The organism is Streptomyces sp. NPDC054770 (assembly GCF_053611985.1).
The window spans coordinates 1-21406 of the sequence record NZ_JBSHBL010000129.1; the positions used below are offsets into that span (position 1 = coordinate 1).

Genomic DNA, 21406 nt, shown 5'->3' on the forward strand with positions numbered 1-21406 from the left:
GGTTGCCCCACGGCCCGCGTCTCCAGCCGTCGCTCGATCAGCCGGCGTGGCCGTCGGAGCGCTTGCGGTGCAGGCTGAAGGTCTCGAAGACCGACAGCTCGCCGTTCGGCTTGTTCACGTTGTAGTACGTGACGTGCATCCGGGTGGTGTCACCGGGGTGCCGGCCGGGGTCGACGGTGAAGGCGGCGAAGCCGTAGGGGTGTTCGACGTCCCGGACACCCACCCACACCGCCTTCTCCTGGACGTAGGTGGAGGTGCGCTTGCCGTTCGAACCGGCGGTGGAGGAGACGGCGGTGATCACCTTGCCGGTGCCGTCGTTGAAGAACTTCTGGTTCGTGGTGCCCGAGACACCGCCGCCGCCGAGGATCATGTGCACGGTGCCCAGGTTGGCGTCGATGTCGTCGGTGGCCTGGGAGACCGGGTTGGGCGTGAGCGTCTCGCTGCCGTTCACGACGCCGCGCACGGCCAGCGAACGCTCGTAGTTGTGCTCGTGGCCGCAGAGCACCAGGTCGACGCCGTAGCGGTCGAACAGCGGGCCGTACTTCTCGCGCAGGCCCAGGTCGGCGCCGTTGGCGTCGGAGGAGCTGACCATGACCTGGTGCATGGCCACGACCACCCAGTCGACGTCCTTGGAGGCGCGGGCCGCCTTCAGTTCCTTCTCCAGGAAGGCGAGCTGGCGGCCCCCCGAGTAGCCGCTGATGTAGACGTCGCCGCCGTCCTGGAGGCAGTTGTCGTCGTTCTGGAGCACGATGACCCGCACCGACCCGGCGGTGAACGCGTACCACAGGTTGGCGAGTTCGGCGTCGGTCTCGGTGGAGGGCAGCGAGAAGTACGTCTGGAAGGCGCCGAGGCCGAGCGGGCCGTTGGCCTTCTCGATCTCGTGGTTGCCGGCCGCCGGCATCCAGGGCCGGAAGCGCGCCGAACGGGTGTTGTTGGTGAAGAAGTTGTTCCAGGTGCGCACCCGGTCGACGTCCAGGTTGGCGTAGCAGAGGTCGCCGTTGAGCAGGTGGAACAGCGGGGCGACCTGCTCGATGCCGGTGACGATGTCCTTCGTCGCGGGCGTGGAGTTGGCGTCCAGGCCGACGGTGCCGTCGGCCGCCCAGGTGACCTGCGGGGCGGACTGGTCGCCGAAGCTGGTGAAGGTGACCGGCCGGCGGCCCTGCGGAGCCGTGCGGAACGTACCGCTGTCGGGGGTCGCCCCCTCGTGCGTGGCGAGGTAGAGGTAGTCCGTGTCCGGGGCGAGCCCCTTCAGCAGGGCGTGGTGGACGTAGACGGTGCGGTTGGAGGTGCCGTCGACGTAGGTGACGGTCTGCGCCTTCTTGCTGGAGCCGAAGCCGTGCTCCAGGGTGCCGTAGCGCACGACGGGCTTGGTCACCGGACGGTCCGTGATCCACGACACCGTCATCTGGGTGCGCGGGTCCGCCCCGAAGGTCAGGTGCAGGCCCTGGACGGGGGGCGCGCCGGAGGAGTCCGCGGTGAGGTGGAAGGCCGGAGCGGCGAGCGGTGCGGCCTGTGCCGTACCCGCCCCCAGCAGGCCGGTGGCGGCGGCGCCCGCCCCCGCGGTCCCCAGCAGGCCCAGCGCGTGACGACGGCTGAGTCCCTCCGGGCCCCCCTCGGATCTGTCCTCTGTGGAGTCTGTGTGTGTGGTCATGACGCCCTCCCGACTTGCAGCTGAGCAGACAACGACCGCACCCTGTCCCAGCCCAACTGCTGCCACATGAACACCACATGACCACCTGGCCGCCACCCGTCAGGCATCAGGCCGACATGACCGACATCTGCCCGCTCCTTTACCGAGCGCCGCCCTGCCCTTGGCCTCCGGGAGGCCTGCGACACCCCGGCGGCCGTGCGCCGGCCGGGGCCGGGACGGCTTGTAGCATGCTGGTCCGACCCTGGAGGACAGCAATGCGCGCCGGTGACCACGCCGACCCCCTCGACCGGGCGACGAAGGAGTTCATCGCGGCGCGGCCGCAGCTCTTCGGCATCGCCTACCGCGTGATCGGCAGCGCCGTGGAGGCCGAGGACGTCGTCCAGGAGGCCTGGGTGCGGTGGCAGAACACCGACCGTGCCGAGGTCCGTGAGCCGGCCGCGTTCCTGGCCACGGTGACCGCCAGGCTGGCGATCAACTTCACCCAGTCGGCCCGGGTGCGCCGGGAGTCGTACGTCGGCCCGTGGCTGCCCGAGCCCGTCGACACGAGCGGGGATCCGCAGCTGGGCGCGGAGCGCGCGGAGGCGCTCGACATGGCGGTCCTCTTCCTGCTGGAGAAGCTCAACCCGGTGGAGCGGGCCGCGTACGTGCTGCGGGAGGCGTTCGACTACACGTACCGGCGGATCGCGGACATCGTGGAGACGAGCGAGGCCAACGCCCGCCAGCTGGTGAGCCGGGCCCGCAAGCGGCTGGCGGCGGAGCGCAGGGAGCCGGTCGGCCCGGCCGAGCACCGGCGCTTTCTCGAGGTGTTTCTCGCCGCGGCGCAGAACGGTGACCTGCCGGTGCTGGAGGAGATCCTCACCGAGGACGTGGTCAGCTACGCCGACGGTGGCGGTATCCGCGGGGCGTCGAAGATCCCGGTGTTCGGGCGGCCGCACGTCTCCCGGTACCTGGCCGCCTTCGCGCCGCGCTTCTGGCCGCAGTCCCAGGTGCGCTGGGTCGAGGCCAACGGCAGGCCGGCCGTCCTGGTCTCGGCCTCGGGGACGGCGGTGGCCCTGCTGTCCGCCGATGTCTCGGAGCGCGGCATCGAACGCCTCCTGTGGGTACTGAACCCCGCCAAGCTGGCTCCCTATGTGGCGTCGCTGGACGGCTGAGGCTCCCGTTCTCCCGGCTTCTCGGACCGGGTGTCACACGCGAGGAGGCTGCCCGGTCTCTTCGAGTGGAAGCACCAGAGAGATCCCGAGAGGAATTCCGTCATGAAGGTCGTAGTGATCGGTGGCACCGGGCTCATCGGCTCGAAGCTGGTCAGCGGGCTCGGCGAGCACGGGCACGAGACGGTCGTGGCCGCGCCGAGCACCGGCGTCGACACGCTTACCGGCAAGGGCCTGGCCGAGGCGCTGGAGGGCGCCTCGGTCGTGGTCGACGTGTCCAACTCCCCCTCGTTCGAGGACCAGGCCGTCATGGACTTCTTCCGTGCCTCGACGGCCAACATCCTCGAGGCGGAGGCCGAGGCCGGTGTGGGGCACCATGTGGCGCTGTCCGTGGTGGGCACCGACCGGCTCCAGGGAAGCGGGTACTTCCGGGCCAAGCAGGCCCAGGAGGAGCTGATCAAGGCGTCGGGACTCCCCTACACCATCGTCCACGCGACCCAGTTCTTCGAGTTCGCGAAGGGGCTCGCCGACGGGGTCACCGAGGGCGACACCGTGCGCCTGCCCGCCGGCAGGATCCAGCCCATGGTCTCCGACGACGTGGCCGCGGGCGTGGGACGCGCGGCGGTCGGCGCCCCGGCGAACGGCGTGGTGGAGATCGGCGGCCCGGAGGTGTTCGAGCTGGAGGAGTTCATCCGCATGGGACTCACCGCCCAGGGCGACTCCCGCAGGATCGTCACGGACCCGCAGGCGACGTACTGGGGTGCCGAGCTCCAGGAGGACACGCTCCTGCCGGGCCCGGACGCGCGCCTCGGCGAGGTCGGGTTCGCCGACTGGCTCGCCCGGCAGCAGTAGGACGAGAAGGGGCCTGCCGCACACGCCGGGCCCCTTTTCCGTACGACCGTTCCGCCGGTCTACGACGCGCCGACCAGCACCACGGTGACGCACACCGCCATCGCCGCGGTGATCAGGAGCATCGCGGTGAGCGTTCCGCGCAGCCAGTGTCCGAAGCGGGCGTGGTGCCGCTGCTCCACGGCGCTGACGCTGGCGGCGATGTGCTCGGTCACCATGTGGGCCACATAGGTCTGTTCCTGGAGATACCAGCGCTCGATGTCCGACTTCTGCTCCTGGGTCAGCCCCGGTTCCCGTGCGACGAATTCCGAGACGCGTCGGCGTGCCGCTCGCAGATGGGCCTGCTGGTACAGGAAGTCCTGGATGTCGGTCAGGCCGCGGGCGGCCTCCTCGCTCGTGTCCATGGTGTGCTCCACAGGTGAGGCGGCGGCTGTCCGGCCGGTCGCTGTGGTGCTCGGACGCGGTGTACGCGCATCAGCGCCGGGGCGGGAGAGCAGCGCGCACGAACGTATCGAGCCGGGACTGGTCGGGGCCGGCGGTCTCGCGAACGCCGTGGTGAGAGCTGGAGCAAGCGGTTGAAAGACCAGCGTGACAAGTTCCGCACGCCGCCGCAAGGGTGCCGACACCGCGTGGGTTCCCGGCGCGCTTCTTCCTGCCCTGCGGACCTTGACAGCGTCCGCACGCGCCGTCCAGCCTACCGACCATTCGGTCGATGACTCATGAGCATGTGCGGTGCAGACGTCTCGGTGCTGACCGGCGGTTCGGCCGCACTGCTGGTGGCTCCCGTGACACATGACTGACAAGAAGCCGTCACACGTGGACCGGAATGACGGTTCGCCCGTCCCCGTTCTGACTGGCACGGCTGTTGCCGAGCCTCGCCCGACGAAAGAGGACGCATGACGACTGAGGCCATCACGACGGATCTCCAGGTCTTCACCGAGAGCTGGCAGGACTGGCACCGCGCCCAGGAGGCCCGGATCTCCGCCCCGCACGGGTTCCTGGCCATCACCGGTCTGCACTGGCTCGACGACCGGCCGCAGCGTTTCCCCGACGCCCCCGGCGCCTGGCGCACCGGCCCCGGCGGGGTCGTCGTCACCCTGGACGACGGCGAGGAACTGGTCGTCGACGGCACTCCGGTGCGGGGCGAACACTCCTTCGGCGTGCTTCCCGAGCGCGGTGGCGTCGACGCGGTCTGGGGCGACGCCGTGATCGAGGTCGCCAAGCGCGGCGGGAACGACATCGTGCGCCCCCGGCACCCGGACGCCCCGCTGCGCACCGCCTTCACCGGAACGCCCGCCTACGCTCCCGATCCGCGGTGGGCCGTGCCGGGCCGGTACGTCCCCTTCGACGAGCCGCGGCCGACGACGGTGGGGGCCGCGGTGGAGGGCCTTGAGCACGTGTACGACGCACCGGGCCGGGTCGAGTTCGAGCTGGAAGGGCGGCAGCTGTCCCTGACCGCGTTCCCGGGGCGCGGTCCCGGCGGGCTGACGGTGCTGTTCACCGACGCGACCTCCGGGGTCACCACCTACGCGGCCAACCGGGTCCTGTCCGTCGGGCCGCCTGCCGCCGACGGCACGGTGGTCCTGGACTTCAACCGCGCGGCGAACCTGCCGTGCGCCTACACGGACCTGGCCACCTGCCCGCTGCCGCCGGCCGAGAACCGGCTGCCGGTGGCGGTCGAGGCCGGCCAGAAGATCCCGCGCGAGCGCGGCGGATCCTGACCGGGCGGCCGTACCGAGGGGCGGCGGGCTCCGTGCCCCGCCGCCCGGCTCGCCCAGGGCCGCTGACGACACCCGGCGTGACCAACGAGCCGGTGGAACAGGTGACGGGCCCGGTGCGGCCCACGCCGGCCGGTCAGCTGTCGTAGTCGACCGTCAGCGACTCGGAGACCGGATAGGACTGGCAGGTCAGGACGTAGCCGGCGGCCACCTCGGCAGGCTCCAGGGCGTAGTTGCGGCGCATGTCGGCCTCGCCCTCCGTGATGCGCGCCCGGCAGGTCCCGCACACTCCTCCCTTGCAGGCGAAGGGCAGGTCCGGGCGGATGCGGGCGGCGGAGTCGAGGATGGTGCGCCCGCGCGGGAGGCGGGCGGTGGTGGAGCGGCCGTCCAGGGTGACGGTGACCTCGCTGGCCGGGCCGGTCGCCACCGCCTCCTCGTGCCGGACGGGTTCGATCGGCTCGTCGGCGAAGAAGAGCTCCTGGTGGATCCGCGGGGCGGGGACGCCCAGTTCGGCGAGTACCTTCTGCGCGTCGAGGACCATGCCGTGCGGGCCGCACAGCCACCAGTGGTCGGCGCCCTCGATGTCGACCAGGCCGTCGATGAGCGCGCCGAGGCGGGCGCCGTCGAGGCGGCCGGAGAGGAGCTCGGCCTCGCGGGGTTCGCGCGAGAGGACGTGGGCGAGGTGGAAGCGGGTGCGGTACTCGTCCTTCAGGTCGGCCAGTTCGTCGGCGAACATCACGGTGTCGGTGCGGCGGTTGCCGTAGAACAGCGTCACCGTCGAGCGGTCGTCGGCGGCCAGGACCGACTCGGCGATGGACCTCATGGGGGTGATGCCCGAGCCGGCCGCGATGAGCACGTGGTGGCCGGGGACCGTGAGGTCGGGGGTGAAGGCTCCGGTGGGGGCCATCACCTCGACGGTGTCGCCCGGGCGCACCTCGTGGACCAGCCAGGAGGAGAAAAGTCCGCCGGGCACCTCGCGGACGCCGATGCGGGGCGGGGCGCCGGCCGGCGAGCAGATCGAGTAGGAGCGCCGCTCGTCGCGCCCGTCGATGTCGCGGCGGAGGGTGAGCGACTGGCCGGGGCCGAAGGCGAACTCCTCCGCCAGGGCCGCGGGGATGTCGAAGGTGACCGCCACGGCGTCCTCGCACAGGGGCTGGACCGCGGCGACGCGCAGGGGATGGAAGGCTGGGCGGCGCCGGCGTGCTGTCGTCGCGGGGGCACCGGCGGTCGGTGCCGTCAGCTCTGCCATCAGATCTCCTTGACGTACTCGAACGGCTCCCGGCAGCTGAGGCAGCGCCACAGTGCCTTGCAGGAGGTGGCCGCGAACCGGGAGGTCTCCTCGGTGGCGGCCGATCCGCAGCGGGGACACGCAACCGTGCGCCTGGTCGGCGTCAGGTCCAGGGGGACGGGACCCGCGGGACGCCGGGGCGCGGTGGTGGGCGGTGCGATGCCGTGGTCGGCGAGTTTGCGGCGCCCCTCGGGGGTGATCCAGTCACTGGTCCACGGCGGGTCGAGGACGGTGCGGATCTCCACGCGGCGGAAGCCGGCGTCCCGCAGGCGGGCGGCGACCCCGGCGCGCATCTCGGCCATGGCGGGGCACCCCGAGTAGGTCGGGGTGAGGTCGGCGACCACCGTGCCGTCCGGGTCGACGGTGACGTCCCGGAGCACACCGAGGTCGGCGAGGGTGAGCATGGGAAGTTCCGGGTCGGGCACCTGTTCGGCGATGTGCCGGGCCCGCCGGGCGTCGGCCAGGACGGTCACCATGTCGCCTCCGGGTGGGCGCGGGCCACGCTCTGCAACTCGGCGAGGAGCGGGGCGAGATGGCCGGTGTGGTCGCCGTCGCGGCCCTGACCGGACGCCGACGGGACATGCGGCATGGGGAGTCCGGCCGCGTCGAGGACCTGGTGGAGGTCGGCCAGCACCGCGTCGCGCACGTCGTGGGCGGCGAACAGGTCCTCCCAGTAGGGAGCCTGCGCTTCGAGGGCCGTGACCATCCGCGCGTGGGACTCCTCGGTGCCGTCGCCCAGGCGTACGACCCACTCGGCGGCGTACTGCCGGTGGTAGGCGAGCTCCTTCACGCCCTTGGCCGCGATCGCGGCGAGCACCGGGTCGGGCGCGGAGGCCAGTTCGGTGAAGTGGGCGAGCCGCCAGCTGGCGAACACCAGGAGCCGCAGGACGGAGAAGGCGAAGTCGCCGCCCGGGAGTTCGGCCAGGCGTACGTTGCGGAACTCGTCCGGGTCGCGGAAGTAGGCGTAGGCGTCCTCGCCGCGGCCGGTGCCGTCGGTCTGTCCGGCGCGCGCGTACAGCAGGCGGGCCTGGCCGAGCAGGTCGAGGCCGATGTTGGCGAGCGCCACCTCCTCCTCCAGCTCGGGCGCGCGGGTGACCCATTCCGCGAGCCGCTGGGCCAGGACCAGGGCGTCGTCGCCGAGCGCCAGGCAGTCGGCGGCCAGCCGACCGGCGTCGACGCCCTCGGGTACCGCGGTGTCGACGCCGTACAGCGGGTCCTCGAAGCCGGTGCCGAAGGCCCAGCGGGCGTCGCTGTCGTCGTGGCCCTCGGCCAGGGACAGGTAGACGTGGTCGTCACTCATCACCGGCTCCTAGATGTGCGGGACGTCGTCGGGGATGTCGTAGAACGTCGGGTGCCGGTAGACCTTGTCGGCGCTCGGGGCGAAGAAGGGGTCCTTCTCGTCCCGGGTGGAGGCGGCGATGTGCTCGGAGCGCACGGCCCAGATGCTGACGCCCTCGTTGCGCCGGGTGTACAGGTCGCGGGCGTGGGTGAGGGCCATCCGGTCGTCCGCCGCGTGCAGCGAGCCGACGTGCACGTGGTTGAGGCCGCGCTTGCCCCGGATGAAGATCTCGTACAGGGGCCAGTTCTCGGAGTCGCTCATGCCACTGCCTCCTCGCGGGCTCGGGCGGCCTGCTTGGCGGCGTGGGCACTGGCGGCCGCACGCACCCAGGCACCTTCCTCGTGCGCGGCCCGGCGCCGCGCCACCCGTTCGGTGTTGCACGGGCCGTTGCCGCTGATGACCGCCTTCAGCTCGGACCAGTCGGGGGTGCCGAAGTCGTGATGGCCGCGCTCCTCGTTCCAGCGCAGTTCGGGGTCGGGCAGGGTCACACCGAGCCTGGCCGCCTGCGGCACGGTCATGTCCACGAACCGCTGGCGCAGTTCGTCGTTGCTGTGCCGCTTGATCTTCCAGGCCATCGACTGCGCCGAGTTGGGCGAGTCGGCGTCGGGCGGTCCGAACATCATCAGGGAGGGCCACCACCAGCGGTCCACCGCGTCCTGCACCATCTCCCGCTGGGCGTCGGTGCCGCGCATCATGGTCATCAGCAGCTCGTAGCCCTGTCGCTGGTGGAAGGACTCCTCCTTGCAGATCCGGACCATCGCGCGGGCGTAGGGGCCGTAGGAGCTGCGGCAGAGAGGCACCTGGTTGCAGATCGCGGCGCCGTCCACGAACCAGCCGATCACCCCGACGTCCGCGAAGCTGAGCGTGGGGTAGTTGAAGATCGAGGAGTACTTCTGACGGCCCTCGATCAACCGCTCGGTGAGGTCCGCGCGGTCGGCGCCCAGGGTCTCGGCGGCCGAGTACAGGTACAGGCCGTGGCCGGCCTCGTCCTGGACCTTCGCGAACAGGATCGCCTTGCGGCGCAGCGACGGCGCGCGGGTGATCCACTCGCCCTCCGGCTGCATGCCGATGATCTCGGAGTGCGCATGCTGGGCCACCTGCCGGACCAGCGTCCTGCGGTAGCCCTCCGGCATCCAGTCCCGCGGCTCGATCCGCTGGTCACGCGCGATCGTCGCCTCGAAGTGGGACTCCAGATCGTGCTCGGCGTCCCGTCCGGCCGCTTCAGTCATCTCCACCAACTCCCAACCGACCATTCGTTCGGTTCATCATAAGGCGCGCACTCCCCGGTCTGGCAAGGGTCTGCGGCGGCCGGGGCACGATCACCATGCGTAGAAACCCTGCCCCGTCTTGTGCCCGAGCTCGCCGCGGGCCACCTTGTCGCGCAGCAGCCGCGGCGGCGCGAAGCGCTCGCCGAGGGTCGCGTGCAGGTACTCGGCGATGGCGAGCCGTACGTCGAGCCCGACCAGGTCGGTGAGCCGCAGCGGGCCCATCGGGTGCCGGTAGCCGAGCCGCATGGCGTCGTCGATGGCCTCGGGCTCGGCGACGCCCTCCTCGACCATGCGGATCGCCTCCAGCCCGAGGGCCAGGCCGAGCCGGCTGCTGGCGAAGCCGGGCGAGTCCTTGACGACCACGTCCTGCTTGCCCAGCGCCCTGGTCCATTCCAGGGCCGCCTCGACGGTCCGCGGAGCGGTGCCGGGGGCGACGACGATCTCGACGAGCGCGGAGGCGGGCACCGGGTTGAAGAAGTGCATCCCGAGGAACCGGTCCGGGCGCCGCAGGACGGCGGCGAGGTCGGTCACCGACAGGGAGCTGGTGTTGGTGGCCAGGACGGCGGTGTCGCCCACGGCCTCCTCGGCGGCCTTCAGGAGGCGGGCCTTGAGCGCCGTGTCCTCGGGTACGGCCTCCACGACCAGCTCGGCCTCCGGCGGCAGGTCCGCCACCGTGGGTACGACGGTCACCCGGCCTGCCACCTGCTCCGCGTCCTCGGTCAGGTGGCCCCGCTCCGCGGCCCGCCGCAGGCTGCCGACGATCCACTCCAGCGCCGCGGCGGCGGCCTGCGCCCCGCTCTCCACCACGGTGACGGCCGAGCCGGCGGTGGCGAAGGACTGGGCGATCCCCGCGCCCATCCGGCCGCCACCGACGACCGCGACGGTCCTGGGTGCCGACGTCATGCGCGGCTCCTCTCCTGCTCCGGGTTCTGCGACCTGTTCCTGGATGCGCTCTTCTCGAGGAAACGTGTCATGCGGTCCTTCTTCTCCCGGCCCTCGAAGAGCACGGCCTGTGCCAGGTCGTCGGCGACGGGGTGGGCGCCGGGCGAGTCCACGACGAGCTTCGTCAGGCGCAGCGCCGTCGCCGAGGACCGTGCCATCCGGTCCAGCAGCGCGTGGGCCGCCGCCGGCAGCTCCTCGGCAGGGACGACGTCGATGACCAGGCCCGCGGCGAGCGCGGCCGGTGCGTCGAGGGTGCGGCCGGCGAGCAGGATCTGCTTGGCGACCGACTCCCCGACCAGTTCGGGCAGCCGCCAGCAGGCACCGGCCGCCGCGAGGATGCCCAGACCGGGCTCGGGATTGCCGAACACGGCACCGGGGCCGGCGATCCGCAGGTCGCAGGCGTAGGCCAGCTCGGCCCCGCCGCCCAGGGCCCAGCCCTCGACGGCGGCCAGGGTGGGCATGGGCAGCCGCCGGACGCGTTCGAACAGGCGGCTGTTGATGCCCTGCAGGGCCTCGTCCCGGCCGCGCTCCAGCAGTTCGGCGATGTCGGCGCCGCCCGCGAAGACCCCGCCGTGGCCGGTCAGGAGCAGCAGCTTGGGATCGCGTTCCAGCCGCTCGCAGACTTCGTGCAGTTCGCTGATCATCCGGCCGCTGATGGCGTTGCGGGCCTCGGGCCGGTGCAGGGTGACGACGGTCCGGTCGGTGCGTTCCTCGACCAGCAGGGTGTCGTACGACATGGTCACACCCGTTCCACGAGAAGCGCGGCGCCCTGGCCCACGCCGACGCAGAGCGTGGCCAGGCCCCGGCGGCCGTTCTCCCGTTCGAGGCGGCCGAGCAGGGTGAGCAGGATGCGGGCGCCGGAGCAGCCGAGGGGATGTCCGAGGGCGATGGCGCCGCCGTCGGCGTTGACCTTGTCCTCGTCGAGCTTGAGCCGCCGGATCACCGCCAGCGCCTGGGCGGCGAACGCCTCGTTGAGCTCCACGGCGTCCAGGTCGCCGGTCTGCCAGCCGGCGCGGGCGAGGGCCTTCTCGGTGGCGGGGACCGGGCCGAGACCCATGAGGTTGGGCTGCACACCGGCGGAGGCCGAGGCGACGATCCGGGCCCGCGGGGTGAGGCCGTACCGCTCGACCGCCTCGGCGCTCGCGACCACCAGGGCGGCCGCGCCGTCGGACAGCGGCGAGGAGGAGCCCGCCGTGACGATGCCGTCGGCGCGGAAGACCGTCCGCAGGGAGCCCAGCTTCTCCAGGGTGGTCGAGGGGCGGGGGCCCTCGTCGCGGGTGACCTCGCCGTCGCGCACGGGCACGGGGACGATCTCGCGGTCGAAGCGGCCCGACTCCTGGGCGGCCACGGCCCGCTGGTGGCTGCGCAGGGCGAAGGCGTCGGAGTCGGCGCGGGTGATGCCGTCGAGGGCGGCGACCTCTTCGGCGGTCTCGCCCATGGAGAGCGTGACCTTGACCGCCTCGGGTCCGGCGTCCCCGGGCACGGCGCGGTCGGCTGCGGTGAAGCGCGGGTTGGTGAACCGCCAGCCCAGAGCGGTGTCGTACACCTGTCCCGGCTTGGCCCACGGGGTGCCGGGCTTCTCCGTCACCCAGGGCGCCCGGGTCATGGACTCCACTCCCCCGGCGACCACGAGGTCCGCCTCGCCGGCGCGGATCGTCTGGGCCGCCGAGGCCACCGCGGTCAGGCCCGACGCGCACAGCCGGTTGACGGTGTAGCCGGGCACGGTGTGCGGCAGCCCGGCGAGCAGCACGGCCATGCGGGCCACGTCGCGGTTGTCCTCGCCGGCCTGGTTGGCCGCGCCGAGGATGACCTCGTCCACGGCCGCGCCCGGGATCCCGGCGCGTCGGACGGCCTCGCCGACGACCAGGGCGGCGAGGTCGTCGGGGCGTACGGAGGCCAGGGCGCCGCCGTAGCGGCCCTGCGGGGTGCGGGCCCCGTCGATCAGGTATACGTCGGGCATCGGGTCTCCTCGGCTTCGGGGTCGGACGGGTCGCCGCGGCGGCGGGACGGTGCGGCGGACGGTGCCGAAGGCGGCGTCGGGCAGGGGGACGCGGGCGCTTCCGCGGCCTGTGGTCCGCCTCTTGACATGCAGGTGTGTTGCTGGATTACTTGACCACGCCGCACGCTAACCGAATGTTCGGTCGGTTCACAAGGTGGTGGAAATGACGACCCAGGCACCCGGGACGACGCCCGGTCCGGTCGAGACGATGTTCGCCGCGGACGAGGCGTCCCGGCGGCTGGGCATCGAGCTGCTGGAGCACGGCGAGGGGATGGCCGTGCTGCGGATGACCGTCACCGCCTCGCAGGTCAACGGACACCGGATCGCCCACGGCGGCCATGTGTTCCTGCTCGCCGACACCGCGTTCGCCTGTGCCTGCAACAGCCACGGGCCGGTGACGGTCGCCGCCGGCGCCGACATCGACTTCATCGCGCCCGCGTACGAGGGCGACGTACTGGTCGCCACCGCGCGGGAGCGGGTCCGGTTCGGCCGCAGCGGTGTCTACGACGTGAGTGTCGTGCGCGGCGACGAGGTGATCGCGGAGTTCCGCGGCCGCAGTCGCACCCTCCGCACGAGAAATGAGGAGCCGCAATGAGCAGCGAAGTGACCGCCCCCGGGCCCGGAGGCACCCGCCGGGGAGAGCCGCTTCCCGAGGCACTGCTGGACGAGGCCGAGCGGATGTCCCGCGCGGAGGTCGAGGCACTCCAGCTCACCAGGCTGCGCACGACCCTGCGGCACGCGTACGACAACGTGGAGCTGTACCGCGAGAAGTTCGACGCCGCCGGGGTCGGCCCGGACGACTGCCACACCCTCGCGGACCTCGCCCGCTTCCCCTTCACCACCAAGGCGGACCTGCGGGACACCTACCCCTTCGGCATGTTCGCGGTGCCGATGTCCGAGGTGCGGCGCGTGCACGCGTCCAGCGGCACCACCGGCCGCCCCACCGTGGTCGGTTACACGGAGAACGACCTGTCGATGTGGGCGGACGTCGTCGCCCGTTCCATCCGGGCCGCCGGCGGCCGCCCGGGCCACAAGGTCCATGTGTCCTACGGCTACGGCCTGTTCACCGGCGGCCTCGGCGCCCACTACGGCGCCGAGCGCGCCGGCTGCACCGTGATCCCCGCCTCCGGCGGCATGACCGCCCGCCAGGTGCAGATCATCCAGGATTTCCGGCCCGAGATCATCATGGTCACGCCCTCCTACATGCTGACCCTGCTCGACGAGTTCGAGAAGCAGGGTGTCGATCCGCGCTCCACCTCCCTCGAGGTCGGCATCTTCGGTGCCGAGCCGTGGACGGAGGAGATGCGCCGCGAGATCGAGGAGCGCATGGACATCCACGCGGTCGACATATACGGGCTGTCCGAGGTCATCGGTCCCGGGGTCGCGCAGGAGTGCGTGGAGACCAAGGACGGGCTGCACGTCTGGGAGGACCACTTCTACCCGGAGGTCGTGGACCCGCTGGGCGACGAGGTGCTGGCGGAGGGCGAGAGCGGCGAACTGGTCTTCACCTCGCTCACCAAGGAGGCGCTGCCGATCATCCGCTACCGCACCCGCGACCTCACCCGGCTGCTGCCCGGCACCGCCCGGCCCGGCTTCCGCCGTATCGAGAAGATCACCGGCCGCAGCGACGACATGATCATCCTGCGTGGGGTCAACGTCTTCCCCAGCCAGGTGGAGGAGATCGTGCTGCGGACGCCCGGGGTGGCCCCGCACTTCCAGATCCAGATCAGCCGGCGCGGCCGCATGGACCACATGACGGTCCGGGTGGAGGCCCGGCCCGACGCCGGCCCCGCCGACCGCGAGGCCGCCACCAGGACCATCGCCCAGGGCATCAAGGACGGCGTCGGGGTCACCGTGGAGGTCGCCGTCGTCGACCCGGAGACGCTGGAACGCTCGCTCGGCAAGCTCCGCCGGGTCAAGGACCTGCGGGACGCCTGAATTCGCTGGCGGCAGGCGGCGGGGATGCCTAGCGTCCTGCCATGCCCGAACTCCAGTTGCTCCGCCCGGACCACGCCGTCGCGCTCCTCGCCTTCGAGCGGGAGAACCGCGCCTACTTCGCGGCGACCATCCCCGACCGCGGCGACGACTACTTCGCCCACTTCGACGAGCGGCACCGGAAACTGCTGGCCGAACAGGCGGCCGGGATCTGCTACTTCCATGTGCTCGTCGGCACCGGGGGCGAGGTGCTGGGGCGGATCAACCTGGTGGACGTCGCGGACGCGAGCGCCGACCTCGGGTACCGGATCGCGGAGCGGGCGGCAGGGCGGGGCCTGGCCGGCGCGGCCGTACGGGAGTTGTGCGGAGTCGCCGCCACCGAGTACGGGCTGACCGCCCTGCGGGCCGCCACCACCCTCGACAACGCGGCCTCGCGTGCCGTACTGGCACGGTCCGGCTTCGTCGTCACCGGAGAGACCGTGCTGTCCGGCCGCCCCGGCCTGACGTTCCTGCGCGCCCTCGACGCCACCACCGACCGGCCGACCGGCGCGCCTCCGTCGCCGTGAGCCGGACGGCTCCCTCCCGCCACCGGGCTCCCTGTTCGAGCTATTCGAGCAACTCGTCGCTCCAGGCCAGGCATGTGCCGTCGATGGTCTGGATGTCGCAGTGGCGCATGCGCAGTTCGCTGTCCTCGCCGCGGTCCTGGAACTCGATGACGACCTTGTCTCCCTCGGTTCGGCAGACCCCGACCTGCCTCTCGAAGTCGATCCCCATCCCGATGGGGATCGCGAGGCCGGCGAGCACGTACCGGTGCCTCACACCCGGATACTTCGCGTACACCTTCACGCGGGGTGTACGGCAGCAACTCGAAGCGGTCGGCGGGCAAAGGGGTTTGACCGGCCGCCGGACGACGGCCGCGGTGGTCAGGGGCACCACGGCCGTCGTGCGGCGGGTCAGCCCGCGACCGGCCTGCCGCGGCCCCAGGCCCAGGCGAGGCGGTCGGCGCCGGACTGGTTGGTGGTGGCCAGCCAGGGCCGGGACGCGTCGCCGATCAGCTTCTGGATGGAGTACGTGTCGTCGGTGCGCAGACCCGGCCAGTACACCGAGCCCATGCCGAGCTTGCGGAAGGTGTCGGTGTCGGCCTGGATGAAGTTGACGGAGTTGTCGTCGGGAGCGGGCTTGTCGTAGTCGAGTCCGGTCGTCATGGGGGCGCCGAACTCGTCGGCGACCGTGCGGTTCGCGCAGTCGCCGAGACGTTCCTTCAGGTCGGCCACCCACTGGTCGTAGGTCGCGTAGTCCTTCCAGAACCCGTAGTGGTGCAGCGAGAGATACGTGCCCTTCAGGCGCGGGTCGGCGCAGACGGTGGTGACGTGGTCGTTGTAGCCGGCGCCGCTCACGAAGACGCGGTCGTGCGGGACGGACGGGTAGGTCGCCAGCCACTTCGCGGCGATGTCGGCCCATTCGGCGTCGGTGTAGCCGTGCGGCTCGTTCATCGGCTCGAAGTAGACGTGCGGGTCGTGCCGGTAGGCCTTCACCACCGTGTCCCACATGGGCCAGTAGGTGGCCTCGTCGTCGATGAAGCCGTCCTTGTTGGCGCCGGTGCCCTCCCAGTAGGAGACGATCACCTTGAAGCCCTGGGCGGAGGCCGCGTCGATGACGCCCCGGTACGACTTCCAGTAGGAGCCGTTGACCGTGTACGGGTTGATGGGCAGCCGTACGGTGTTGGCGCCCAGGTTGGCGCGGAACGCGGCGATCACCCGGGTCGCCTTGGCGTAGGTCTGGGCGTAGCTGTCGGAGAGCGACAGGCCGGAGAGGACCACCGGGTCGTCGGCGTAGTTGTCGCGCGGGTCGGCCCAGTTGACGCCCTTGAACTGGCTGGTGCCGTGGCCCGGTACGGCGGCGGAGGCGGCGGCCGGACTGCCGGTGAGGGTGGTGGCGCCGAGCGCGGCGAGGGCGACCGCCGCGAGGGCGGCGCGGGTGCGGGGGGTGGTACGGGTTCTGGCGGGGGTCTTGCGCATCAACGTGCCCTTTCGGAAGACGGCGGCTCGACGCACGGGCCCGCGGGCCCCACCGCGTGTTCACGTAAACATGGACGCGGTGTGTTCACGTGGACATCCCCGCTGCGACCGCGCCGGCGGGATCTCCGTCCGGGCTGGTCACGCGGCGATGTTTACGTAAACTCGAAAGCGTCGGAATCGTGGCATCCGCCCCTGCGGCCGTCAAGGTTTCCCGCTCCGTAACATCCGGTGTGCGAAGGAGACTTGAGGGGTGAGGCGATGGACCTGAACGGGCCGGAGCAGCAGGTCGGACCGGCTGTGGGCAGTGCGCGTCGCGGTGGGTCGGGGGTGCCCGGCGGGCGCCGCAAGCAGCGGGTCTCCATGGCGGACGTCGCCAAGCTCGCCGGGGTCTCCTCGCAGACGGTCTCCCGGGTCTCCAACGGGCACACCGGGGTGATCGCCGCCACCCGGGAACAGGTGCTGGCCGCGATGCGGGAGCTCGGCTACCGGCCCAACAGCGCGGCCCGCGCGCTGCGTTACGGCCGGTTCAACACCATCGGCGTGATCCTGTTCAGCCTGTCCTCCACGGGCAGCAGCCGCACCGTCGAGGCGATCGCCACGCATGCCGCGGCCGAGGGCTACGCGATCACCCTCATCCCCATCGACGTGGCCACGCAGGACAACGTGCTGGGCGCCTTCACGCGGATGGGCGAGCTGGCGGTGGACGCCGTCATCGTCATCATGGAGATCCATCTGCTCGACACGGCGACCGTGCAACTGCCGCCCGGTGTCCATGTGGTGGTCGTGGACTCGGACGCCGGGGACCGCTACAGCGTGGTCGACACCGACCAGGCCGACGGGGCGCGCGGGGCCGTACGGCATCTGCTGGAGCTGGGCCACCGGACGGTGTGGCACGTGGCGGGCCCCGGGTCCTCCTACGCGGCCCAGCGCCGGGCCCAGGCCTGGCGGGCGGTGCTGGAGTCGGCGGGGTGCCCGGTTCCGGCGCCGCTGCCCGGCGACTGGTCGGCCGAGTCCGGGTACGCGGCCGGGCTCGTGCTCGCCGAAGAGCCGGGCTGTACGGCCGTGTTCGCGGCCAACGACCAGATGGCCCTGGGCCTGCTGCGCGCCTTCCACGAGCGCGGCCGGTCCGTCCCTGCGGACATCAGCGTGGTCGGCTTCGACGACACCCCGGATGCGGCCTTCTTCATCCCGCCCCTCACCACCGTCCACCAGGACTTCGCCGAGGTCGGCCGCCGCTGCGTGGAGGGCGTGCTGCGCCGGCTCCGCACCGGCGACGACTCCCGGCCCGGCACCGACCTGGTCCCGGCCCGGCTGGTGATCAGGGACAGTACGGCCCCGCCGCGCGGGACGTGACGGCGGTCAGGGCGTCGCGCAGGGCCGGGCCCGTCGACGGGGGGCCGTCCCAGCGGACCGCGATGTGGCCGTCGGGACGGACGAGGAGGGCGCCGCCGTGCGGGCTCAGGCCGTAGCGGCCGGCATGTGCTCCGGCGAGCGGTTCGACGCGCAACGGCCAGGGCCCGACGGCCTGTTGCCGCCAGCGTCCGGGGTCCGGGGTGAGCAGGGTGAACCATTCGCCGAGCGTGTCGAGTGTGGAGCGGTCGGGAGTGAGCCAGTGGTGGGGCAGGCGGTGGCCCGGCTCCGCGGTGGGCACGTACTCGGTGCCGGCGGCCTCGGGCGGGCCGGCACCGTCGCGCAGGACGGCGGCGGAGTCGTAGGCCGTGCCGAGCACCAGGCCGAGCTGTGCGAAGTACCGTTCCGACCAGGGCAGTTCCACCGGCGCCGACGAGCCGCTGCGGAGCTGTTCCTTGCGCAGGGTCTGCACCTGGACCAGGAGGTGGGTGTTGTCGACCGCCTGGCGGAGGGTCTCGCGGGCCACCGGCCGCCGCTCTGCCTCGTACGTCTCCAGCAGTTCGGGGCCGGCCCAGCCCTGCAGCACGCCGGCCAGTTTCCAGGACAGGTTGTGGGCGTCCGCGACGCCGGCGTTCATGCCGAGGCCGCCGATCGGCGGGACGGCGTGCGCGGCGTCTCCGGCCAGCAGCACTCTGCCCCGGCCGAAGCTCTCGGCGACGTACGCGGTCATCGACCAGTGCTGGACCCGCACCACGTCGGCCCGGACGCCGGCACCGGGGCCGAGCGCGTGCGAGACGCGGCCGGACCAGTCGGCCGGCCCGGTGCCGTCGGGCGTGGCGCCGAACCAGGCCCAGCCGCCCTCCGGGTAGAGCGGGGTGAAGGTGCCGAACGCGGTGAAGTAGACCCCGGCGGGCTGGTCCGCGCACCAGCGGGCGAGGTCGGCGTCGAACACGACGGTGGTGTAGTCGCCGAGCGCGCCGGGGCCGGTGGTGGCGATGCCCAGCCGCTCGCGGACGGTGGAGTTCGCACCGTCGGCGGCGACCACGTACCGGGCCCGGACGCGGGTCCGCTCGCCGTGCGCACCGTCGGCCAGTACGGCGAGGACGCCCTCCGCGTCCTCCTCCAGGTCGACGAGCCCGGTCCCGAACCGCACCTCTCCCCCGGCCGCGGCGAGCAGGGTGGGCTCCAGCCGGTCCTGCGAGGTGACCACTCCGACGACCGGGCTCTCGGCGACCGGGGCGCGCACCCCGACCATCGCGGCGCTGGCGAAGTCGGGGTCGTACAGGGTGTCGCGGAACCGCACCCGGCCGTAGTCGGGTGCGAACGCGTCCGCCGTCACCCCGGCGGTGATCCCGAGCTGCCGGAAGATCTCCATGGACCGCACGTTGACCAGGCGGGACCGGGGAAACGGGGAGAGCTCCCGGTGCTTCTCGACCAGCAGGGCGGGCACACCCCAGCGCTCCAGCAAGGCCCGCACGGTGAGCCCGACCGGCCCCCCGCCGACGATCAGCACCGGTACCTCCGCGTCCGCTCCAGGCATGGCTCCATCATCCGGCGCCGACGGCAGACCGCGATCACCGCACGCGGGCCTGCCACCCGAACGAGTACCCGCCCACGGGCGAGGACCGGCCGCACGGGCCGGCGGGGGCGCGCCGGGCGTGGGCCGGGTCCTCGTACCCTGTTCGGTGTGTCTCCCGTTCGCCTGCATCGCGTCGCCGTTCTTGTGCTGGAGGGGGCGAAGCCCCTCGACGTCGGTATTCCGGCGCAGGTGTTCACGACCCGGGCGAGCATGCCGTACGAGGTCCGGGTGTGCGGGGCGGCGCCCGGTCTGGTCACCGGCGGCGACGGGCTGTCGTACCACGTCGCCCATGGCCTGGACGCGCTGGAGTGGGCGGAGATCGTGTTCGTGCCCGGGTACCGGTTCCCGGACCGGGAGGACCCGCCGGCCGCGGTCGTCGAGGCGCTGCTCGGTGCGCACCGGCGGGGTGCGCGGCTGGCCGCCATCTCGACGGGGGCGTTCGCGCTCGCCGCGACCGGGCTGCTCGACGGCAGGCGCGCCACCACGCACTGGCACTACACACGGGCCCTCGCCGAGAAGCATCCGCTGGTCAAGGTCGACGAGAACGTGCTGTTCGTCGACGAGGGCAGCGTGCTGACGTCGGCCGGCGCGGCCTCGGGGATCGACCTGTGCCTGCACGTCCTGCGCGGCGACCTCGGGGTGGCCGCCTCCAACCACGCGGCCCGGCGGCTGGTGGCGGCCCCCTACCGCAGCGGCGGCCAGGCGCAGTACGTGCCGCGCAGTGTGCCCGAACCGCTCGGCGAGCGGTTCGCCGTGACCCGCGAGTGGGCGCTGCACCGGCTCGGGGAGCCGCTCACCCTCGACGCGCTCGCCCGGCATGCGGGAGTGTCGGCGCGTACGTTCTCGCGGCGGTTCGTGGAGGACACCGGGTACACGCCGATGCAGTGGGTGATGCGCGCCCGGATCGACCTGGCCCGTGAGCTCCTGGAACGGTCGGAGCGGAGCGTCGAGCAGATCGCCGGCGACGTCGGCCTCGGCACCGGGGCGAACCTGCGGCTGCACTTCCAGCGGATTCTCGGGACGACGCCGAGCGACTACCGGCGCACTTTCACCAAAGGCGAGTAGCCGAAGGCCCTGCGGGGTGTGCTGGCGGGATCCTTTCGAACCATGGCGGTCTCGCCGCTGTCAGCTGCCGGCCGGGGCCGCGAACCTGGTGGCGTAGCGAAGGGACACCACTTATGACTCGTATCGCCGTCAACGGATTCGGCCGCATCGGACGCAACGTGCTGCGGGCCCTGCTGGAGCGGGACAGCAGCCTGGAGATCGTCGCCGTCAACGACCTCACGGAGCCGGCCGCCCTCGCGCGGCTGCTCGCCTTCGACTCCACGGCCGGCCGCCTCGGGCGCCCGGTGAGCGTGGACGGGGACGTCCTCGTCGTCGACGGCCGGCGCATCAAGGTGCTCGCCGAGCGCGAGCCGGCGCAGCTGCCCTGGGCCGAGCTCGGCGTGGACATCGTGCTGGAGTCGACCGGCCGCTTCACCTCGGCGAAGGCCGCCCGCGCCCACCTCGACGCGGGCGCCCGGAAGGTGCTGGTCAGCGCGCCGTCGGACGGTGCCGACGTGACGCTGGCGTACGGCGTGAACACCGACGCGTACGACGCGGAGCTGCACACGATCGTCTCCAACGCCTCGTGCACGACCAACGCGCTCGCGCCGCTGGCCGCCGTCCTCGACGAACTCGCCGGTATCGAGCACGGGTTCATGACCACGGTGCACGCCTACACGCAGGAGCAGAACCTGCAGGACGGCCCGCACCGCGACCCCCGGCGGGCCCGTGCCGCCGGTGTCAACATCGTGCCGACCACGACGGGCGCCGCCAAGGCGATCGGCCTGGTGCTGCCGAACCTCGACGGCAAGCTGTCGGGCGACTCGATCCGGGTGCCGGTGCCGGTGGGCTCGATCGTGGAGCTGAACACGACCGTGTCGCGTGACGTGACGCGCGACGAGGTGCTGGCCGCGTACCGGACCGCGGCGGAGGGGCCGCTCGCGGGCGTCCTCGAATACTCGGACGACCCGCTGGTGTCGTCGGACATCACGGGCAACCCGGCCTCGTCGATCTTCGACTCGGCCCTGACCCGCGTCGACGGCCGCCACGTCAAGGTGGTCGCCTGGTACGACAACGAGTGGGGCTTCTCGAACCGGGTGATCGACACGCTCGAACTGCTCGCGCGCTGACGGGGTCTGACGGGGGACGGAGCGGTCGGGCCCCGCAAGGGGGGCGCCCCCACCGTGGGGGACCGGGGCACGCGGCCCCCGCCGGGGGGGCGCCCGGGTTCGTTGGGCTAGTAGCGGGCCGGGGCGGGGGGGGAGCGCAACGGCCCCC

Annotated in this window: 22 protein-coding genes; 9 read left to right on the forward strand and 13 right to left on the reverse strand. The window is 72.4% G+C overall.

All coding sequences use genetic code 11. The features are described 5' to 3' along the window. Positions 1-37 precede the first annotated feature (37 nt). Complete coding sequence (locus ACWGKQ_RS49590) at positions 38-1651, reverse strand: purple acid phosphatase family protein (RefSeq protein WP_453298709.1); 1614 nt, start codon at positions 1649-1651, stop codon at positions 38-40. A gap of 254 nt (positions 1652-1905) precedes the next feature. Here ACWGKQ_RS49590 and ACWGKQ_RS49595 point away from each other — a divergent pair, with 254 nt between their 5' ends. Together ACWGKQ_RS49595 and ACWGKQ_RS49600 are read left to right on the forward strand one after the other, a co-directional pair. Further along, positions 1906-2802 (forward strand): RNA polymerase sigma-70 factor, encoded by an 897-nt coding sequence (locus tag ACWGKQ_RS49595; RefSeq protein WP_453298710.1) that lies wholly within the window; start codon positions 1906-1908, stop codon positions 2800-2802. Between the two features lie 102 nt (positions 2803-2904). Next, a complete protein-coding gene (locus ACWGKQ_RS49600) occupies positions 2905-3651 on the forward strand; it encodes an SDR family oxidoreductase (protein ID WP_453298711.1) in 747 nt (248 codons plus the stop codon). A gap of 59 nt (positions 3652-3710) precedes the next feature. Here the strand turns inward: ACWGKQ_RS49600 and ACWGKQ_RS49605 are convergent, their stop codons facing one another. Further along, entirely contained in the window at positions 3711-4052 is a 342-nt protein-coding gene (locus tag ACWGKQ_RS49605) for a hypothetical protein (protein WP_453298712.1), read from the reverse strand. Positions 4053-4544: 492 nt separating this feature from the next. Here ACWGKQ_RS49605 and ACWGKQ_RS49610 point away from each other — a divergent pair, with 492 nt between their 5' ends. Continuing rightward, complete coding sequence (locus ACWGKQ_RS49610) at positions 4545-5369, forward strand: DUF1684 domain-containing protein (protein WP_453298713.1); 825 nt, start codon at positions 4545-4547, stop codon at positions 5367-5369. A gap of 133 nt (positions 5370-5502) precedes the next feature. Here ACWGKQ_RS49610 and paaE read toward each other — a convergent pair whose 3' ends face one another. From paaE to ACWGKQ_RS49650, 8 genes are all read right to left on the reverse strand, one after another. Next, the gene (gene paaE / locus ACWGKQ_RS49615; protein ID WP_453298714.1) at positions 5503-6615 is read right to left on the reverse strand and encodes a 1,2-phenylacetyl-CoA epoxidase subunit PaaE; all 1113 of its coding nucleotides are present in this window, start codon (positions 6613-6615) and stop codon (positions 5503-5505) included. Then, positions 6615-7130, reverse strand: coding sequence for a 1,2-phenylacetyl-CoA epoxidase subunit PaaD (gene paaD / locus ACWGKQ_RS49620; protein WP_453298715.1), 516 nt, complete (start codon positions 7128-7130; stop codon positions 6615-6617). Before paaD ends, paaE begins: the two co-directional genes overlap by 1 nt. After that, on the reverse strand, positions 7124-7954 hold the full coding sequence (gene paaC, locus ACWGKQ_RS49625) for a 1,2-phenylacetyl-CoA epoxidase subunit PaaC (protein ID WP_453298716.1): 831 nt from the start codon (positions 7952-7954) through the stop codon (positions 7124-7126). The genes paaD and paaC overlap by 7 nt, the downstream gene beginning before the upstream one ends. A gap of 9 nt (positions 7955-7963) precedes the next feature. Next, positions 7964-8254: a 1,2-phenylacetyl-CoA epoxidase subunit PaaB gene (paaB, locus tag ACWGKQ_RS49630; RefSeq protein WP_189261875.1), complete on the reverse strand. Its 291-nt coding sequence runs from the start codon at positions 8252-8254 to the stop codon at positions 7964-7966. Continuing rightward, on the reverse strand, positions 8251-9222 hold the full coding sequence (paaA, locus tag ACWGKQ_RS49635; RefSeq protein ID WP_453298717.1) for a 1,2-phenylacetyl-CoA epoxidase subunit PaaA: 972 nt from the start codon (positions 9220-9222) through the stop codon (positions 8251-8253). Before paaA ends, paaB begins: the two co-directional genes overlap by 4 nt. A 90-nt stretch (positions 9223-9312) precedes the next feature. Then, positions 9313-10164 carry a 3-hydroxyacyl-CoA dehydrogenase family protein gene (locus ACWGKQ_RS49640; protein ID WP_453298718.1) on the reverse strand — a complete coding sequence of 284 codons (852 nt, stop codon included), beginning with the start codon at positions 10162-10164 and terminating at the stop codon, positions 9313-9315. Beyond that, positions 10161-10940 carry an enoyl-CoA hydratase/isomerase family protein gene (locus tag ACWGKQ_RS49645; RefSeq protein ID WP_453298719.1) on the reverse strand — a complete coding sequence of 260 codons (780 nt, stop codon included), beginning with the start codon at positions 10938-10940 and terminating at the stop codon, positions 10161-10163. The genes ACWGKQ_RS49640 and ACWGKQ_RS49645 overlap by 4 nt, the downstream gene beginning before the upstream one ends. A gap of 2 nt (positions 10941-10942) precedes the next feature. After that, complete coding sequence (locus ACWGKQ_RS49650; protein WP_453298720.1) at positions 10943-12163, reverse strand: thiolase family protein; 1221 nt, start codon at positions 12161-12163, stop codon at positions 10943-10945. A 202-nt stretch (positions 12164-12365) separates the two neighbouring features. On the opposite strand from ACWGKQ_RS49650, the gene paaI reads away from it, so the two are divergent. The 3 genes from paaI to ACWGKQ_RS49665 are packed head-to-tail and all read left to right on the forward strand — an operon-like array spanning position 12366 to position 14703. After that, entirely contained in the window at positions 12366-12797 is a 432-nt protein-coding gene (gene paaI, locus ACWGKQ_RS49655; RefSeq protein ID WP_453298721.1) for a hydroxyphenylacetyl-CoA thioesterase PaaI, read from the forward strand. Then, a complete protein-coding gene (gene paaK / locus ACWGKQ_RS49660) occupies positions 12794-14140 on the forward strand; it encodes a phenylacetate--CoA ligase PaaK (protein WP_453298722.1) in 1347 nt (448 codons plus the stop codon). The genes paaI and paaK overlap by 4 nt, the downstream gene beginning before the upstream one ends. Before the next feature lie 41 nt (positions 14141-14181). Then, positions 14182-14703: a GNAT family N-acetyltransferase gene (locus tag ACWGKQ_RS49665; RefSeq protein WP_453298723.1), complete on the forward strand. Its 522-nt coding sequence runs from the start codon at positions 14182-14184 to the stop codon at positions 14701-14703. Between the two features lie 40 nt (positions 14704-14743). On the opposite strand, the gene ACWGKQ_RS49670 is transcribed toward ACWGKQ_RS49665, so the two are convergent. Together ACWGKQ_RS49670 and ACWGKQ_RS49675 are read right to left on the reverse strand one after the other, a co-directional pair. Next, positions 14744-14956: a hypothetical protein gene (locus ACWGKQ_RS49670; RefSeq protein WP_453298724.1), complete on the reverse strand. Its 213-nt coding sequence runs from the start codon at positions 14954-14956 to the stop codon at positions 14744-14746. A gap of 134 nt (positions 14957-15090) precedes the next feature. Beyond that, entirely contained in the window at positions 15091-16155 is a 1065-nt protein-coding gene (locus ACWGKQ_RS49675) for a glycoside hydrolase family 5 protein (RefSeq protein WP_453298725.1), read from the reverse strand. A gap of 258 nt (positions 16156-16413) precedes the next feature. Here ACWGKQ_RS49675 and ACWGKQ_RS49680 point away from each other — a divergent pair, with 258 nt between their 5' ends. Then, positions 16414-17508, forward strand: a complete 1095-nt coding sequence (locus ACWGKQ_RS49680; RefSeq protein ID WP_453298726.1) for a LacI family DNA-binding transcriptional regulator — start codon at positions 16414-16416, stop codon at positions 17506-17508. Here ACWGKQ_RS49680 and ACWGKQ_RS49685 read toward each other — a convergent pair. Continuing rightward, positions 17474-19045, reverse strand: a complete 1572-nt coding sequence (locus ACWGKQ_RS49685; RefSeq protein ID WP_453298727.1) for an FAD-dependent monooxygenase — start codon at positions 19043-19045, stop codon at positions 17474-17476. The genes ACWGKQ_RS49680 and ACWGKQ_RS49685 overlap by 35 nt on opposite strands. A 147-nt stretch (positions 19046-19192) precedes the next feature. On the opposite strand from ACWGKQ_RS49685, the gene ACWGKQ_RS49690 reads away from it, so the two are divergent. Beyond that, positions 19193-20149, forward strand: a complete 957-nt coding sequence (locus ACWGKQ_RS49690) for a GlxA family transcriptional regulator (RefSeq protein ID WP_453298728.1) — start codon at positions 19193-19195, stop codon at positions 20147-20149. 113 nt (positions 20150-20262) lie between these two features. Then, entirely contained in the window at positions 20263-21258 is a 996-nt protein-coding gene (gap, locus tag ACWGKQ_RS49695; RefSeq protein ID WP_453298729.1) for a type I glyceraldehyde-3-phosphate dehydrogenase, read from the forward strand. Positions 21259-21406 lie beyond the last annotated feature (148 nt).